Source organism: Streptomyces sp. NBC_00045 (assembly GCF_045041095.1).
GTDB lineage: Bacteria > Actinomycetota > Actinomycetes > Streptomycetales > Streptomycetaceae > Streptomyces.
Map to the genome: position 1 here is coordinate 2,904,606 of NZ_CP108271.1, position 15,325 is coordinate 2,919,930.

The 15,325-nt window shown below is 72.3% G+C and carries 10 protein-coding genes; all 10 read right to left on the reverse strand.

The features are described 5' to 3' along the window. Nucleotides 1–64: 64 nt before the first annotated feature. The gene (locus OHA65_RS13665) at nt 65–1,684 is read right to left on the reverse strand and encodes a glycosyltransferase family 2 protein (protein ID WP_327283401.1); all 1,620 of its coding nucleotides are present in this window, start codon (nt 1,682–1,684) and stop codon (nt 65–67) included. Nucleotides 1,685–1,761: 77 nt separating this feature from the next. Next, complete coding sequence (gene obgE / locus OHA65_RS13670) at nt 1,762–3,207, reverse strand: GTPase ObgE (protein ID WP_327283402.1); 1,446 nt, start codon at nt 3,205–3,207, stop codon at nt 1,762–1,764. A 167-nt stretch (nt 3,208–3,374) separates the two neighbouring features. Next, nucleotides 3,375–3,629 (reverse strand): 50S ribosomal protein L27, encoded by a 255-nt coding sequence (gene rpmA / locus OHA65_RS13675; RefSeq protein ID WP_008738950.1) that lies wholly within the window; start codon nt 3,627–3,629, stop codon nt 3,375–3,377. 13 nt (nt 3,630–3,642) lie between these two features. Then, on the reverse strand, nt 3,643–3,963 hold the full coding sequence (rplU, locus tag OHA65_RS13680) for a 50S ribosomal protein L21 (RefSeq protein ID WP_008738952.1): 321 nt from the start codon (nt 3,961–3,963) through the stop codon (nt 3,643–3,645). Nucleotides 3,964–4,242: 279 nt separating this feature from the next. Further along, the gene (locus tag OHA65_RS13685) at nt 4,243–8,265 is read right to left on the reverse strand and encodes an Rne/Rng family ribonuclease (RefSeq protein ID WP_329313516.1); all 4,023 of its coding nucleotides are present in this window, start codon (nt 8,263–8,265) and stop codon (nt 4,243–4,245) included. A 234-nt stretch (nt 8,266–8,499) separates the two neighbouring features. Further along, nucleotides 8,500–9,279 (reverse strand): TIGR03936 family radical SAM-associated protein, encoded by a 780-nt coding sequence (locus tag OHA65_RS13690; RefSeq protein ID WP_327283404.1) that lies wholly within the window; start codon nt 9,277–9,279, stop codon nt 8,500–8,502. 127 nt (nt 9,280–9,406) lie between these two features. Next, nucleotides 9,407–10,381: a hypothetical protein gene (locus tag OHA65_RS13695; protein ID WP_327283405.1), complete on the reverse strand. Its 975-nt coding sequence runs from the start codon at nt 10,379–10,381 to the stop codon at nt 9,407–9,409. 116 nt (nt 10,382–10,497) lie between these two features. Then, a complete protein-coding gene (locus OHA65_RS13700; protein ID WP_327283406.1) occupies nt 10,498–12,423 on the reverse strand; it encodes a TIGR03960 family B12-binding radical SAM protein in 1,926 nt (641 codons plus the stop codon). A 91-nt stretch (nt 12,424–12,514) separates the two neighbouring features. Further along, complete coding sequence (locus tag OHA65_RS13705; RefSeq protein WP_327283407.1) at nt 12,515–14,038, reverse strand: CYTH and CHAD domain-containing protein; 1,524 nt, start codon at nt 14,036–14,038, stop codon at nt 12,515–12,517. 82 nt (nt 14,039–14,120) lie between these two features. Continuing rightward, nucleotides 14,121–15,320, reverse strand: coding sequence for a rod shape-determining protein RodA (rodA, locus tag OHA65_RS13710; RefSeq protein ID WP_327283408.1), 1,200 nt, complete (start codon nt 15,318–15,320; stop codon nt 14,121–14,123). Nucleotides 15,321–15,325: the final 5 nt, after the last annotated feature.

Genomic DNA, 15,325 nt, shown 5'->3' on the forward strand with positions numbered 1-15,325 from the left:
GACCCCGGACCGAGTCCGGGGGCCTGTCCGAAATCTCAGGCGACCTTGAGGGTCGCCGGCTGTCTCACTCCGATCCGCGGCCTGCCCGGGCCCGGTGGAGACGGTTGCGTACGAGGCTCAGGGCGCCCGCGGCACCCGGCGCGAGCCTCAGGGCCAGTGATCCCCCGCCCGTGCGGAACGGCTGCGCCAGCAGAACACCGTACCTGCTGCTCGGCAGCGCCCGGCGGCGCAGGAGGTCGTCGAGGGGGCGCGGAGAGGTGAGCAGGGAGCTCCCGTCGGCGAAGTCCACGCCCACCTGGACCCCCCAGGACTGCATGCCGCGGCGGCCCCGGCGGCGCCCGGCGGCAGCCACGCCGGTGAGCCGGAACGGCAGCTCGGCGGTCCAGCCGTCACCGTCGGCGGCGACGCGCAGCTCCACCGGCCTGTCCAGGACCGGCTCGCCGCCCGAGCGCGGCACGAAGCTCAGTCGGGCGGTGCGCGGTCCGGCCTCGGCGAGACGCCCGTACAGGTCGCGCACCCGGATCCGGAGCCGGCCGGCGCCGAGGGGTTCGGCGTCGATGCTGACGGGCAGTTCGGCCACCGGCAGCCCGTCCAGCCCGTCCAGGACCACCGGGAGCCCCTCGCTCCACACGGGCAGCCCGTCGGGGCCGGTCGCGTACGGGGGCAACAGCCGCGGCGGCTCGGCGGCGAAGCGGGTGAGCCGCTCCACGTCGGCGGGCGGGGCCGGGGCGGCCCGCAGCAGCCGGACGATCCAGCGGGCGTGCGCCCCGGCGGCCTCGACCGCGGCCTCGTCGAACCCGGCAACGTAATCGCGGGTCAGCGTCCACCAGGCGGCCTGGTACTCGGGGTCCTTGCCGAGCTCGCGCAGGTACATGCGCAGGTCGTACTCCAGGAACTTCACCTGGCAGGCGAGGCCCAGCTCCGGGGAGGACCCGGTGATGATCCGGCGGGCCGAGCGGTGGGCCTCGATCCGGGAGCGCCAGTTGCCCACGTCCTTGCGGTCCAGGGAGATGGACACCTGGGCGGCACTGCGGCGCACGTGCCAGACGTAGACGAGGTCGCCGATGACGGCGATGCGGGGCGCTGCGGCCAGCACGCGCGCGGTGAAGACGAAGTCCTCGTAGACGAACCGTCCGTCGGGAAAGCGGATGGCGTGCTCGTCCAGGAACGCCCGCTCGTAGAGCTTGTTGACGCAGAGGGTGTCGCGGACCAGCTCGGGCCGGTCGGCGGGCCGCTCGATCACGTCGCCCGCGGTGTAGAGACCGGGCATCCAGGGCACGTCGTGGTACTGGGGCAGTTCACGCCGTACGCACGCGCCGACGGTCACCGGCGCGCGGTGCTCCTCGGCGGCGCGCACGAGGGCGTCGGCCGCCCCCGGGGGCAGGACGTCGTCACTGTCGAGGAAGAGCACGTACGGCGAGGTCGCAGCTGCGATCCCGTCGTTGCGCGGCGTACCGCATCCGCCGCTGTTCTGCGTGCGGTGCACGACCTTGAGGCGGGGATGGACGGCGGCCAGCTCGTCCAACACCCGCGCGGTGCCGTCGGACGAGGCGTCGTTCACGGCGATCACCTCGGCGACGACCGGGCCCTGGGCGAGGGCCGACGAAACGGCCTCGCCCACGAGCACGGCGTCGTTGTACGCGATCACCACGACGGAAACGCTGGGAGTGTTGGTGCTGCTCACCCCTGGGATCCTAGGCGACCCGCGTAAACATCACTTCAAGCCCGCCGTCCGGGCCCGCCGAACGGCGAAACAGCAGATCAGAACGGCCGGAACTCGTCGTACTCCTGCTGCGCCGAGTCCCCGCGCTTGGCTTCCTTCTCCTTGCGGCGGGTGGTGGCCGGACGCGGAGCCTCCAGGCGGTGGTCCTCACCGCGGCGGCCCAGCATCTCAGCGCCGGCCATCATGGTCGGCTCCCAGTCAAAGACGACCGCGTTCTCGTCGGAGCCGATGGCGACGCCGTCGCCGGCGCGGGCGCCGGCCTTCTTCAGCGCGTCCTCGACACCGAGGCGGTTGAGGCGGTCGGCCAGGTAGCCCACGGCCTCGTCGTTGTTGAAGTCGGTCTGGCGGACCCAGCGCTCCGGCTTCTCGCCGCGCACCGTGTAGACGTCCTCGACCTCGTCGTACGTGACGGTGAAGCCGGCGTCGTCCACGGCCTTCGGGCGGATGACGATACGGGTCGCCTCCTCCTTCGGCTTGCGGGCGCGCGCCTTGGCGACGACCTCGGCGAGGAAGTACGAGAGCTCCTTGAGGCCCGTCCGGGCGACCGCGGAGACCTCGAAGACCTTGTAGCCGCGGGCCTCCAGGTCCGGGCGGACCATGTCGGCGAGCTCCTGGCCGTCCGGGATGTCGACCTTGTTGAGGACGACGAGGCGCGGACGCTTCTCCAGGCCGCCGCCGTAGATCTTGAGTTCTTCCTCGATCACGTCGAGGTCGGCCACCGGGTCGCGGTCGGACTCCAGGGTGGCGGTGTCCAGGACGTGCACGAGGACCGAGCAGCGCTCGACGTGGCGCAGGAACTCCAGGCCGAGGCCCTTGCCCTGGCTGGCGCCCGGGATCAGGCCGGGGACGTCGGCGATCGTGTAGACGGTAGAGCCGGCCGTGACGACGCCCAGGTTCGGGACGAGGGTGGTGAAGGGGTAGTCCGCGATCTTCGGCTTGGCAGCGGAGAGCACCGAGATCAGCGAGGACTTGCCGGCGCTCGGGAAGCCGACCAGGGCCACGTCGGCCACGGTCTTGAGCTCCAGGACGATGTCGCCCGTGGTACCGGGGACGCCGAGCAGCGCGAAGCCGGGGGCCTTGCGGCGGGCGGAGGACAGCGCGGCGTTGCCGAGACCGCCGCGACCGCCGTCGGCGGCCACGTACGTGGTGCCCTGGCCGACGAGGTCGGCGAGGACGTTGCCCTCCTTGTCGAGGACGACGGTGCCGTCCGGCACGGGCAGGACCAGGTCCTGACCGTCCTTGCCGGAGCGGTTGCCGCCCTCGCCGGGCTTGCCGTTGGTGGCCTTGCGGTGGGGGCTGTGGTGGTAGTCCAGCAGGGTGGTGATCGCCTGCTCCACCACCAGGATCACGTCGCCGCCTCGGCCGCCGTTGCCGCCGTCGGGGCCGCCGAGCGGCTTGAACTTCTCCCGGTGAACGGAGGCGCAGCCGTGGCCCCCGTTACCCGCGGCGACATGCAGCTCGACGCGGTCCACGAAGGTGGTCATGGTTGTTCCTCCAGATACATACGGGAATGTCCCAGGCAGGCCTTGCTGCCCATTAAACGTGTCTCTGTACCAACGCGCCGAGGGCGGACCTCTCTTCCCGGCTTGCGCCGGGAAGAGCTGAGATCCGCCCTCGGGAAGTTACGTACCGCTGATCAGCAGGAGCTGGATCAGGCGGCCGGAACGATGTTGACGACCTTGCGGCCACGGTGCGTGCCGAACTGCACGGCACCCGCCTGCAGCGCGAACAGCGTGTCGTCGCCGCCACGGCCGACGCCCGCGCCCGGGTGGAAGTGCGTGCCGCGCTGGCGGACGAGGATCTCACCAGCGGAAACGACCTGACCGCCGAAGCGCTTCACGCCGAGCCGCTGAGCATTGGAGTCGCGCCCGTTCCGGGTGGAAGATGCGCCCTTCTTGTGTGCCATGTCTCAGTCCCTCTTACTTCGCAGCCGCGGGGATACCGGTGACCTTGATCGCCGTGTACTGCTGGCGGTGACCCTGGCGACGGCGGTAGCCGGTCTTGTTCTTGTAGCGCAGGATGTCGATCTTGGCGCCCTTGTGGTGGTCCACGATCTCGGCCTGGACCTTGATCCCGGCCAGCACCCACGGGTCGCTGGTCACGGCGTCGCCGTCGACAACGAGCAGGGTCGAGAGCTCGACCGTGTCGCCAACCTTGGCAGTGGAAATCTTGTCAACCTCAACGATGTCACCAACAGCAACCTTGTGCTGGCGACCACCGCTGCGCACGATGGCGTACACGCGGATCTCTCTCTCACTCGGGACGGATGCTCCTGAAGCCAGCCGCTCAGGCAGGCCCCTCTTCAAGACGGGGACCGCACAGATCCGGATTGGACGAGCGGCCTCTCCCGCGGGCGGTGCCCGGCCGGAGGAAGGTGCTCAGGAGCGCGACGCGCACTAGACGTAACCATCTAGGACATGCCGACGGTCTAGGTTACGGGGCCGGTTCCGGAGGGTCAAACCGGGCCCCGTGCGGCCGTGGACCCCGCCTCTCGGCGGGTCCACGGCCGGGTGGGCGGATCAGGCTTCGGTCGGAGCCGAGACGGACGGCTGCGACTGCTGCTCGGCCGCCGCGGTCTTCTTCGTCGCCCGCTTCGCCACGGTCTTCTTGGCCGTCGCCTTCTTCGCGACGGTCTTCTTGGCGGCCGTCGCCTTCTTCGCGACGGTGGCCTTCTTCGCCGGGGCCTTCTTGGCGGCCGTCTTGCGGACCGCCTTCTTGACCGGCTTCTCGGCCGGGGCGTCGGCCTCCTCGGCCTCGGCAGCCTCGACCGGAGCCGGGGCGGCCTCGGGCTCGGCGGCGGGGGCCTCGACGACCAGCACGGCCGCCTCCGCCGCGCCTGCCGGGGAACCCGCGGGTGCGGTTGCCTTACGGGTGGCACGCCGACGCGGACGGGCCGGTGCGGCCTCCGCCACGGGGGCCTCGGGGGCCTCCTCGGCAGCCGGGGCGACGGGCTCGGGCTCCGCCGGGGCGACGGGCTCCGGGGCGGCCTCCACGACCGGCTGCGCCTCCGCCTGCGGGGCGGTCCCGGCGACCGGGGCCGGGGCCGTCGCCTTGCGGGTGGCGCGGCGACGGGTACGACCCTTGGGGGCCGCCTCGACGCTCTCGACGGCCTCGGCGGTCTCCACGGCCTCGGCGACGACCTCGGGGGCCGGCTCCAGCACCGTTTCGGCCGGCTCGGTCACCGGCTCGGCCTCGACGACCGGCGCGGCCGGCTCGGCCTCGGCGGCCGGAGCCGCCTGGGCTGCGGCGCCGCGCGGGGCACCCGCCGGGGCGGTCGCCTTGCGGGTGGCACGGCGGCGGTTGCGGCGGCCGCTCAGACCGGCCGCGGCCTCCGCCTCCGCCGGGCTGCCGTAGAGCTCCTCGTCCGCGGCGAACGCCGGCTCGGGCAGCGCCACCGGCGCGGCGAGCTCGGCGGCCACCTCGGCCTCGGTCTCGGCTTCTAGGGCCTCGACCTCCACGGTCTCGACGCCCTCGATCTCGTGGTCGTGCTCGTGGCCGCGGCCACCGCGACGCTTGGCGCGCTTGCCGTTGCCACCGCCGCCGACCGCGGTCGGGGTCTCCATGTGCACGATCACACCGCGCCCGTTGCAGTGGACGCAGGTCTCGGAGAAGGACTCCAGCAGGCCCTGGCCCACCCGCTTGCGGGTCATCTGGACCAGGCCCAGCGAGGTCACCTCGGCGACCTGGTGCTTCGTACGGTCGCGGCCCAGGCACTCCAGCATGCGCCGCAGGACCAGGTCGCGGTTCGACTCCAGGACCATGTCGATGAAGTCGATGACGACGATGCCGCCGAGGTCGCGCAGCCGCAGCTGGCGCACGATCTCCTCGGCCGCCTCCAGGTTGTTCCTGGTGACGGTCTCTTCGAGGTTGCCGCCCTGACCGGTGAACTTGCCGGTGTTGACGTCGATGACGATCATCGCCTCGGTCTTGTCGATCACGAGGGAACCGCCCGAGGGCAGCCACACCTTGCGGTCGAGCGCCTTGGCGAGCTGCTCGTCGATCCGGTACGTCGCGAAGACGTCGACCTCGGAGGTCCAGCGCGACAGCCGGTCGGCCAGGTCCGGGGCCACGTGCGAGACGTAGCCGTGGATGGTCTCCCAGGCGGTGTCACCGCTGACGATGACCTTCGAGAAGTCCTCGTTGAAGATGTCGCGCACGACGCGGACGGTCATGTCCGGCTCGCCGTACAGCAGGCTCGGCGAAGAGGTCGAGATCTGCTTCGACTTCTTCTGGATGTCCTCCCACTGGGCCTGCAGACGCTCGACGTCGCGGCGCAGCTCGTCCTCGCTCGCACCCTCGGCGGCGGTGCGCACGATGACGCCCGCGTCCTCGGGGACGATCTTCTTGAGGATGGTCTTCAGGCGGGCGCGCTCGGTGTCGGGCAGCTTGCGGCTGATACCGGTCATCGAGCCCTCGGGCACGTAGACCAGGTAGCGGCCGGGCAGCGAGACCTGGCTGGTCAGGCGGGCGCCCTTGTGGCCGATCGGGTCCTTGGTGACCTGCACCAGGACCGACTGGCCGGACTTGAGGGCGGACTCGATGCGGCGCGGCCCGTTGGCCATGCCGAGCGCCTCGAAGTTGACCTCACCGGCGTACAGGACGGCGTTGCGGCCCTTGCCGATGTCGATGAAGGCGGCCTCCATGGACGGCAGCACGTTCTGGACCTTGCCCAGGTAGACGTTGCCGACGTACGAGGTGGCCTCTTCCTTGTTGACGTAGTGCTCGACGAGCACGTTGTCCTCAAGGACGCCGATCTGGGTGCGCTCGCCGGCCTGGCGGACGACCATCACGCGCTCGACGGCCTCGCGGCGGGCCAGGAACTCGGCCTCGGTGATGATCGGGACGCGACGGCGGCCCTGCTCGCGGCCCTCGCGGCGGCGCTGCTTCTTCGCCTCCAGACGGGTCGAGCCCTTGATGGACTGCACCTCGTCGGACGGCTCGGCCTTCTCGCGCGCCGGGCGCGGCTCGCGGACCTTGACGACGGTGCGTACGCCGTCCTCCTCGCCCGCGGCCTCGGCAGAGGTGTCGGCGGGCTCACCGCTGCGGCGACGACGGCGACGGCGACGACGGCTGGAGCTGGAGCCCAGGGCGCCGGCCTCCTCGGCCTCGTCCTCTTCCTCGTCGAGCTCGGCGGCCTCCTGCTCGGCGGCCTCCGACTCGGCCTCGTCCTCGTCCTCGGCGGACTCGTCCAGGTCTGCGGCCTCGCCGCGGCGACGGCGACGGCCACCGCGACGGCGCCGGCGGGACGGGCGCTCGCCCGTCTCGTCGCCCTCTTCGAACTCGGCGGACTCTTCGTCGAGCTCGGCGGCCTCGGCCTCGGCCTCGCCCTCCATCTGCTCGACGTCGGCCAGGGAGACCGGCGCGGACTCGGCGACCGGAGCGGCCTCGACGCCGCCGCGGCCGCGGCGGCGGCGACGGCCGGCCGGCTGCGCGGCGGGGGCCTGGACGGCCTCGACCTCGGCCTCGGTCTCGTCCTCCTCCTCGGCCTCTTCCGCCTCGACGGCTGCGGCGGCGGCCGCGGCGGCCATGGCGGCGGTCTCCGGGGTCTGGAACATCGGCTCGGTGAAGACCGGGGCCTGGAACACGGCGACGGCGGGGCGCGTGGCGCGACGGGCGGCCCTGGACGGAGCCGGGGCGGCGGGCTCCTCGGCCACGGGCTGCGCCGGGGCGGCGGCCTGGGCTGCGGGGGCGGCGGCGCGGGTGGCGCGGCGGCGGCCGCCGCGCTTCGGGGAGTCCACGGCGTCGGCGACGGTGACGGTGGCCTTCGGGGCGGCGGCCTCCTCCGCGACGACCTCGGCAGCGGGGGCCTCGGCAGCGGTCACGGCGCGGGTCGCACGGCGACGGGCACGCGGCGCCGGGGCAGCGGCCTCTTCGACGACAGGAGCAGCCGGAGCGGCCGGAGCAGCAGCCTCGACCACGACCTCGGCGGTGGCCGGAGCCTCCGGAGCAGCCACGGCGCGGGTCGCACGACGACGGGCACGCGGCGCCGGAGCAGCCGCCTCCTCCTCCACGACAGGAGCAGCCGGAGCAGCAGCCTCGACCACGGCCTCGGCAGCGGGGGCCTCGGCAGTGGTCACCGCGCGGGTGGCACGGCGACGGGCACGCGGCGCCGGAGCAGCGGCCTCCTCGACGACCGGAGCGGCCGGAGCAGCAGCCTCGACCACGACCTCGGCGGTGGCCGGAGCCTCCGGAGCAGCCACGGCGCGGGTCGCACGACGACGGGCACGCGGCGCCGGAGCAGCCGCCTCCTCCTCGACAACAGGAGCAGCCGGAGCAGCCGGAGCAGCAGCCTCGGCAGCGGGGGCCTCGGCAGTGGTCACCGCGCGGGTGGCACGGCGGCGGGTACGGGCCGGGGCGGCGGCCGGAGCGGCCTCCTCGGCAGGGGCGGCCGGAGCGGCCTCGGTCACCTCGGCGGCAGCGGTCGCGCCGGGCGGGCCGGCGGGCCGGGACGCGGCGCGGCGACGCCTGCGCGGAGGCAGGTTGTCGCTCGGGCTGCCGCTGTCGGCGCCACCGGTGGTGTTGTTGGTTTCGTTGTTGAGCATGCGGGCGGTTCTCCCGTCACGCTCCCGGGCGCCGCGGCTGACTTCCGGTCCGGCACGGCCCCGCGCGATCAGCGCGGACCCGGCCTCCGGGGCGCGTTCGCCACACGGGAGCTGTAGTCCATGGCCGCCGGTTCCGTACGTCTTGTCCGTACGGCCTGGCGGAAGTCTTCAGGTCAGTGCGCGGCCCGACCCAGGTGGCTCCCGAGTGCCAGGGCTGCGCGACGACGACGATCCCTACGCGGCGGGACCTTCCGGCGCCTTCGCGTCGGCGGCTACGGCGGCCGTGGGTGGGGCGGCCGTGACAGCCTCGCGGTCGGGCGCGAGCGGGTCGGTCACCGTGCCGGACTCCTCGTCGAAGAGCCCCTGCGCCAGCCTGGTCACCGCTGCGGGGACCGGCGGCGCCAGGTCGGCCACAGCTCGGAGACCGGACAGGACGTCGTCGGGTCGCACGGCAGGTGTCAGATGCCGAACAACCAGCCGCAGTATCGCACAGGCATTGTCCAGCGGCCTATCAGCCGGGGCAGGAACCGACTCAAGGCTCACCACGGCACCGCGGGTGTCGAAGGTGCGCATGCCGTTCTTGGTGCGGCGCTGCACCTCCACGGTCTCGGCGGCGAGGAAGGCTTCCACCGCCCGCTCGGCGTCGGCGCCCTGCACGCCCTCCAGCCGCAGCTCCCACACGGAGGCGGTCAGCCGGTCGGCGAGCCCGGAGGTGCGGGCCTCGACGGCGTCGATGATGTCGAGCCCGAGCGGCATGGACTCGTCGAGCAGCTCGCGGAGCTTCTCCGGGTCGCGGGCATCGGCGAGGGCGATCTCCAGGTACTCGGCCTCGCTGCCGGTGCCGGTCGGCGCGGCGTTCGCGTACGACACGCGGGGGTGCGGGGTGAAGCCCGCCGAGTACGCCATGGGCACCTCGGCGCGGCGCAGGGCCCGCTCGAACGCGCGCTGGAAGTCTCGGTGGCTGGTGAACCGGAGGCGGCCGCGCTTGGTGTAGCGCAGTCTGATGCGCTGCACCACCGGTGCGGGGGGCGGGCCTTCGGGCTGTCGCTTGCCCAGTGGTTCTTCTCCTTGTGCGGGGCTCCGCGGCTCGCGCGTCGCCCTGAGGTCTGGTGAGCCTGCGGCCCACGCCGTGCCCTCCGGCTCACCCCTGCCGCTGGGGCAGGGCGCTCTCGGGGGCGGGCGTGTTGTCCACGGCTGTCGTACTACCCAGAGTACGCGCCCGTGACCTCACCGGTTCCCGGCCGGGGCCCCCGAACAGCACCTTTCGCACCTCGGCCCGGACCTCGCGGACGGTCGACCGGACGGTGCGCCACACCTCTCGTACGACATGTCCGACCGGTGTCAGCACGTGCCGGTACACCTGCGACACGGGCCACCCCACCAGCACCCATCCGACCAGTCGGACCGCCCGCCACACGGCCCGCACGATCCGCCCGGCGACGTGCCAGGCCCAGACGAGCGCCTGCCCGAGCGGCGCGAGCACGTACCGGTACGCCCCGAACCCGACCGGCCGCAGCAGGTACCGCCAGACCACGGCTCCCGACCACGCGCACGCCCGCCCGACCGGGGTGAGCACGTACCGCAGGACGAGCCCGGCCAGCCACAGCAGCCCCCGGCCGACGGGCGCGAGCACGTACCGCCACAACCCGACCCACGGCCAGACGAACAGGGCCATGCCGAGCGCCCACGCGGCCCACGCCACCCCCTTGGCGAGCGGCGCCAGCAGGTACCGCATCCCGCCGCGCCCGATCCAGGAGAGCGCCTCGCCGAGCGGACGCAGGAGGTACGCGTACAGCAGCCGGCCGCCCGGAGCGAGCAGGTGGACGTACAGCGGCTCCAGGACGAACCGCCACGATCCCACCCACGGCCAGACGAACACCAGCTTGAGCAGCACCGTCAGCACCCAGCCGGTCGCGCGGAGCACCGGCTGGAGGACGTACACGGAGAACGGCCCCAGCACGTGCCGGTGCACCGCCCGCCCGAAGGCGACGAGCAGATCCCAAACCACCCGTACGGGCAGTACGACGATCAGCGCCACGATCTTGACGGGTACCCGGATGACGCCCACGAGGCAGCCCTCACCAGGGTCCGAGGGCTGCCGCTTGTCGAGTTCCATACCCGTAAGGACACCCGAAACCCCCCGACCGTTGCGGCGGGGGCGGTCAAATGGCCACGCCCCCCACCCTTTCCGGTGGGGGGCGTGGCCGAGGTGCGTGCGCCGTCAGCCGCGGGTCACTTCACGACCGTCAGCGGGAGCAGCTTCTGGCCCGTGGGGCCGATCTGGATGGCCGTGTCCATCTGCGGGCAGACGCCGCAGTCGAAGCACGGGGTCCAGCGGCAGTCCTCGACCTCGGTCTCGTCGAGGGCGTCCTGCCAGTCCTCCCAGAGCCAGTCCTTGTCGAGACCGGAGTCCAGGTGGTCCCAGGGCAGGACCTCCTCGTAGGTGCGCTCGCGGGTCGTGTACCAGGCCACGTCGACGCCGTACGCCGGGAGCGTCTTCTCCGCGGCCTCCATCCAGCGGTCGTACGAGAAGTGCTCGCGCCAGCCGTCGAAGCGGCCGCCCGACTCGTACACGGCGCGGATGACGTCGCCGATGCGGCGGTCGCCGCGCGAGAGGAGGCCCTCGACGATGCCCGGCTTGCCGTCGTGGTAGCGGAAGCCGATCGAGCGGCCGTACTTCTTGTCGCCGCGGATCTTGTCCCGCAGCTTCGTCAGGCGCGCGTCCGTCTCCTCGGCCGACAGCTGCGGCGCCCACTGGAACGGGGTGTGCGGCTTCGGCACGAATCCGCCGATCGACACCGTGCAGCGGATGTCGTTCTGGCCGGAGACCTCGCGGCCCTTGGCGATGACGTTGACCGCCATGTCGCCGATCTGGAGGACGTCCTCGTCGGTCTCGGTCGGCAGGCCGCACATGAAGTACAGCTTCACCTGGCGCCAGCCGTTGCCGTACGCGGTGGCGACGGTGCGGATCAGGTCCTCTTCCGAGACCATCTTGTTGATGACCTTGCGCATGCGCTCGGAGCCGCCCTCGGGGGCGAAGGTCAGGCCGGAGCGGCGCCCGTTGCGGGTCAGCTCGTTCGCCAGGTCCACGTTGAACGCGTCCACGCGGGTCGACGGCAGGGACAGGCCCACCTTGTCGTCGCTGTAGCGGTCCGCGAGGCCCTTGGCGATGTCGGCGATCTCGGTGTGGTCCGCGGAGGACAGGGAGAGGAGGCCGACCTCCTCGAAGCCCGTGGCCTTCAGACCCTTCTCGACCATCTCGCCGATGCCGGTGATGCTTCGCTCCCGCACGGGGCGCGTGATCATGCCGGCCTGGCAGAAACGGCAGCCGCGGGTGCAGCCGCGGAAGATCTCGACGGACATCCGCTCGTGGACGGTCTCGGCGAGCGGGACCAGCGGCTGCTTCGGGTACGGCCACTCGTCGAGGTCCATGACCGTGTGCTTGGACACGCGGTACGGGACGCCCGACTTGTTCGGCGCGACGCGCGCGATGCGGCCGTCGGGCAGGTAGTCGACGTCGTAGAAGCCCGGCACGTAGACCTGGCCGGTCTTGGCCAGGCGGAAGAGGACCTCCTCGCGCCCGCCCGGACGGCCCTCGGCCTTCCACGTACGGATGATCTCCGTCATGTCGAGGACGGCCTGCTCGCCGTCGCCGATGACCGCGCAGTCGATGAATTCCGCGATCGGCTCGGGGTTGAAGGCCGCGTGGCCGCCCGCGAGGACGATGGGGTGGTCGACCGTGCGGTTGCGGGCCTCCAGCGGGATGCCCGCCAGGTCCAGGGCCGTGAGCATGTTCGTGTAGCCCAGCTCCGTGGAGAAGGACAGGCCGAACACGTCGAAGGCGCCCACGGGGCGGTGGCTGTCCACGGTGAACTGCGGCACGTCGTGCTCGCGCATCAGCTCTTCGAGGTCGGGCCACACGCTGTACGTGCGCTCCGCGAGCACGCCCTCGCGCTCGTTCAGCACCTCGTACAGGATCATGACGCCCTGGTTGGGCAGGCCGACCTCGTACGCGTCCGGGTACATGAGCGCCCAGCGGACGTCACAGGAATCCCACGGCTTGACGGTGGAGTTGAGCTCACCGCCGACGTACTGGATGGGCTTCTGCACATGCGGGAGCAGAGCTTCGAGCTGTGGGAAGACCGACTCGGACATCACGCGACTTTCGAGAAGCGGGCAGGGGGCGACTCTCAAGCGTAACCCGAGGCGCAGCCGCCTCCCGCCGCCAAGATCACCGCCCCAGTGCCGCCTAGGCGCCGAGGTCCGCCCGGAAGGTGGGGTCGGCCGCTTGCCGCCATACGTCCGGAAGCTCCCTTTCGTTCCGCTCGGCCAGGGCCTCCTCGTGGGCGTAGAGCACGCCCCAGGTGAAAGCGGACTCTCCCGCTCCGGCTGCTTGGACGCCGAGGCCGTGCAGGGCCTGGCGGGCGACGACGCTGTCCTGGTGGTCGCCGAGCAGGCTCTGTACCGATTTCGCGGCCTTGGTCAGCTGCTTCGCCGGTTTGCCGAGCTTCGGCGTGGCCGCCTCCGCCGCGTAGCGGGCGCGTTTGGCGGCCTTGCGGGCTCCGTGGAGGGCGAGGTCGCGCGGTTCGCCCGGATCCTGGTCGAGGGCGTCCGCGACCCGGGTGGCGAGGCGGTCGTAGTCCTTGAGCACGGCCTTGGGCAGGACCCGGGCGGCGGGCTCGGCCGCGGCCGGGCGCAGGGGCGGGTCGGCCAGCAGGGCGTCGAGGGCGTCGAGCAGGGCCGCGTACCGCTTGCCGTCGAGCGCGGCGAGGGCCCTGCGCCGCGTACTGGAGCGGCGGGCGTTGTTCCATACCCGCAGACGGCCGCGGACCGGTCCGATCACCAGGGTGCGCGGGAGCTCGGCGATCCGGGTCTGGATCCGTTCGAAGAGGACTTCCTGGTCGCGGTCGAGGCCGAGCTCGGCGCCCAGCCAGCGGAGCTCCTCGCCGAGCGGGTCGGTGGCGGCGCGGTCGAGGACCTTGCGGTGGGACTTGAAGGCGCTGCGCATCCGGCGGCAGGCGACCCGCATCTGGTGGACGGAGTCGGGCAGGTTGCGGCGGACGGCGGGGTCGTGGGCGATGAGGGAGTCCCGTTGTTCGCGCAGGTACGCGAGCACGTGAGCCCCGGCGGTGTCGTCGGCGGGAGCGGGATCGGGCCGGTGCGGCGGCTCGCCACCGGTTTCGGTGAGGGCTCGGGCGAGTTTGGAGGGGGCGTCGCTGACCTGGAGCCCGGCTTTGCGGAACTTCTTCTCGACGGCGTCGAGGAGGGCGGGGTCGATGCCGTCGGCGAGTTCGACCTCGACCTCGGTCCAGGACGCGGAGGCCTCGTCGCGCTCGGCGCGGACGGCGTCGGTGGAGAGTTCCGCGAGGAGGACGCCGTCGGCGTCGAGGAGGTGGCTGATGCGGCGGGAGGACAGCAGCCGGACCTGCGGTTCCAGGGCGGCGTCGCGGACACGGGAGCGGACGAGGGCCGCGAGGGCGCGGGGGACGGTGTCGCCGAGGGGGGCGGCGATCTCGTCACGGACGCCCGGGGAGACGGGCAGTTTGAGGTGCCAGCCCGCGTCGGCGCCGCCGGTGCGGCGCCTGAGGGTGAGGCCGTCGGCGGCGAGCCGCTGGTCGGGGGTGTCGTAGTAGACGGCGTCGAGGTCGACGGTGCCCTGGTCGGCGACGACCGCGATCGCGGCCGTGCCGGTCAGGTCCGGGACTCCGCGGCGCGCGGCCTTGCTCGTCGTGAACTCGAATTTGCGCTCGATCTCGCGTTTCGTGTCCGCCATGGATCGAACTTAGTCCTGAACGGACGGCGACGTCAGGGTGAACGGGCGATCGCTGGTGGAACCGGCCGAAGATCGGCCCCCGCTAGGCCGACATCGGCCGTTGCACCCTGATCGACTGGAGCAGTCCGACCGCCACCCACACGGCGAACATCGATGATCCTCCGTAGGAGACGAACGGCAGCGGGAGCCCCGCCACCGGCATGATCCCAAGGGTCATGCCGATGTTCTCGAACGCCTGGAAGGCGAACCAGGCGATGATCCCGGCGCACACGATCGTCCCGTACAGCTCGGTGGTCTCGCGGGCGATCATGCAGGCCCGCCAGAGCACGATGCCGAGCAGGACCAGGATCAGCCCGGCGCCGACGAAGCCCAGCTCCTCCCCCGCCACCGTGAAGACGAAGTCGGTCTGCTGCTCGGGCACGAACTGACCGGTGGTCTGCGAACCCTTGAAGAGTCCGGAGCCGGTGAGGCCGCCGGAGCCGATCGCGATGCGCGCCTGGTTGGTGTTGTAGCCGACGCCGGCGGGGTCGAGGTCGGGGTTGGCGAAGGCCGCGAAGCGGTTGATCTGGTACTCGTCGAGCACGCCGAGCTGCCAGATCAGGACGGCGCCGGCCGCGCCGGAGCCGAGCAGGCCGAGCACCCAGCGGTTGGAGGCGCCGGAGGCGAGCAGCACGCCGAGCACGATGATGACCATGACCATGACGGAGCCGAGGTCGGGCATCAGCATGACGATGCCCATCGGCGCGGCGGCCAGGCACAGCGCCTTGACCACGGTCCGGTGGTCCGGATGGGTGAGGTCGCCCGCGTCCACCCGGGTGGCCAGCAGCATCGCCATGACCAGGATGATCGTGATCTTCACGAACTCGGAGGGCTGGAGCGAGAAGCCGCCGCCGATCACGATCCACGCGTGGGCGCCGTTGATGGTGGCGCCGAGCGGGGTGAGCACGGCGAGGATGAGCACCAGGGACAGCCCGTACAGGATCGGCACGGCGCCGCGCAGGGTGCGGTGGCCGAGCCAGATGGTGCCGATCATCAGCACGAGGCCGATGCCGGTGTTCATGGCGTGCCGCACCAGGAAGTAGTACGGGTCGCCCTGGTTGAGCTGGGTGCGGTTGCGGGTCGCCGACCACACCAGCAGCGCGCCGATGAAGGACAGGGCGAGCGCGGAGAGGAGTATCGGCCAGTCGAGCCGGCGCAGCACCGAGTCGCGCGAGGTCAACTTGGCCATCGCGCCGCGCTCGGGCGCGTACCGGGATACGGAGAACTTGTTCGCGGTCTGCATCGGGG

What these genes read in the sequence shown, in the direction of transcription:
- OHA65_RS13705 (WP_327283407.1), bottom strand. Translation starts at nt 14,038, where the DNA reads ATGGCGGACACGAAACGCGAGATCGAGCGCAAATTCGAGTTCACGACG.
- OHA65_RS13695 (WP_327283405.1), bottom strand. Translation starts at nt 10,381, where the DNA reads ATGGAACTCGACAAGCGGCAGCCCTCGGACCCTGGTGAGGGCTGCCTC.
- rodA (WP_327283408.1), bottom strand. Translation starts at nt 15,320, where the DNA reads ATGCAGACCGCGAACAAGTTCTCCGTATCCCGGTACGCGCCCGAGCGC.
- OHA65_RS13685 (WP_329313516.1), bottom strand. Translation starts at nt 8,265, where the DNA reads ATGCTCAACAACGAAACCAACAACACCACCGGTGGCGCCGACAGCGGC.
- rpmA (WP_008738950.1), bottom strand. Translation starts at nt 3,629, where the DNA reads ATGGCACACAAGAAGGGCGCATCTTCCACCCGGAACGGGCGCGACTCC.
- obgE (WP_327283402.1), bottom strand. Translation starts at nt 3,207, where the DNA reads ATGACCACCTTCGTGGACCGCGTCGAGCTGCATGTCGCCGCGGGTAAC.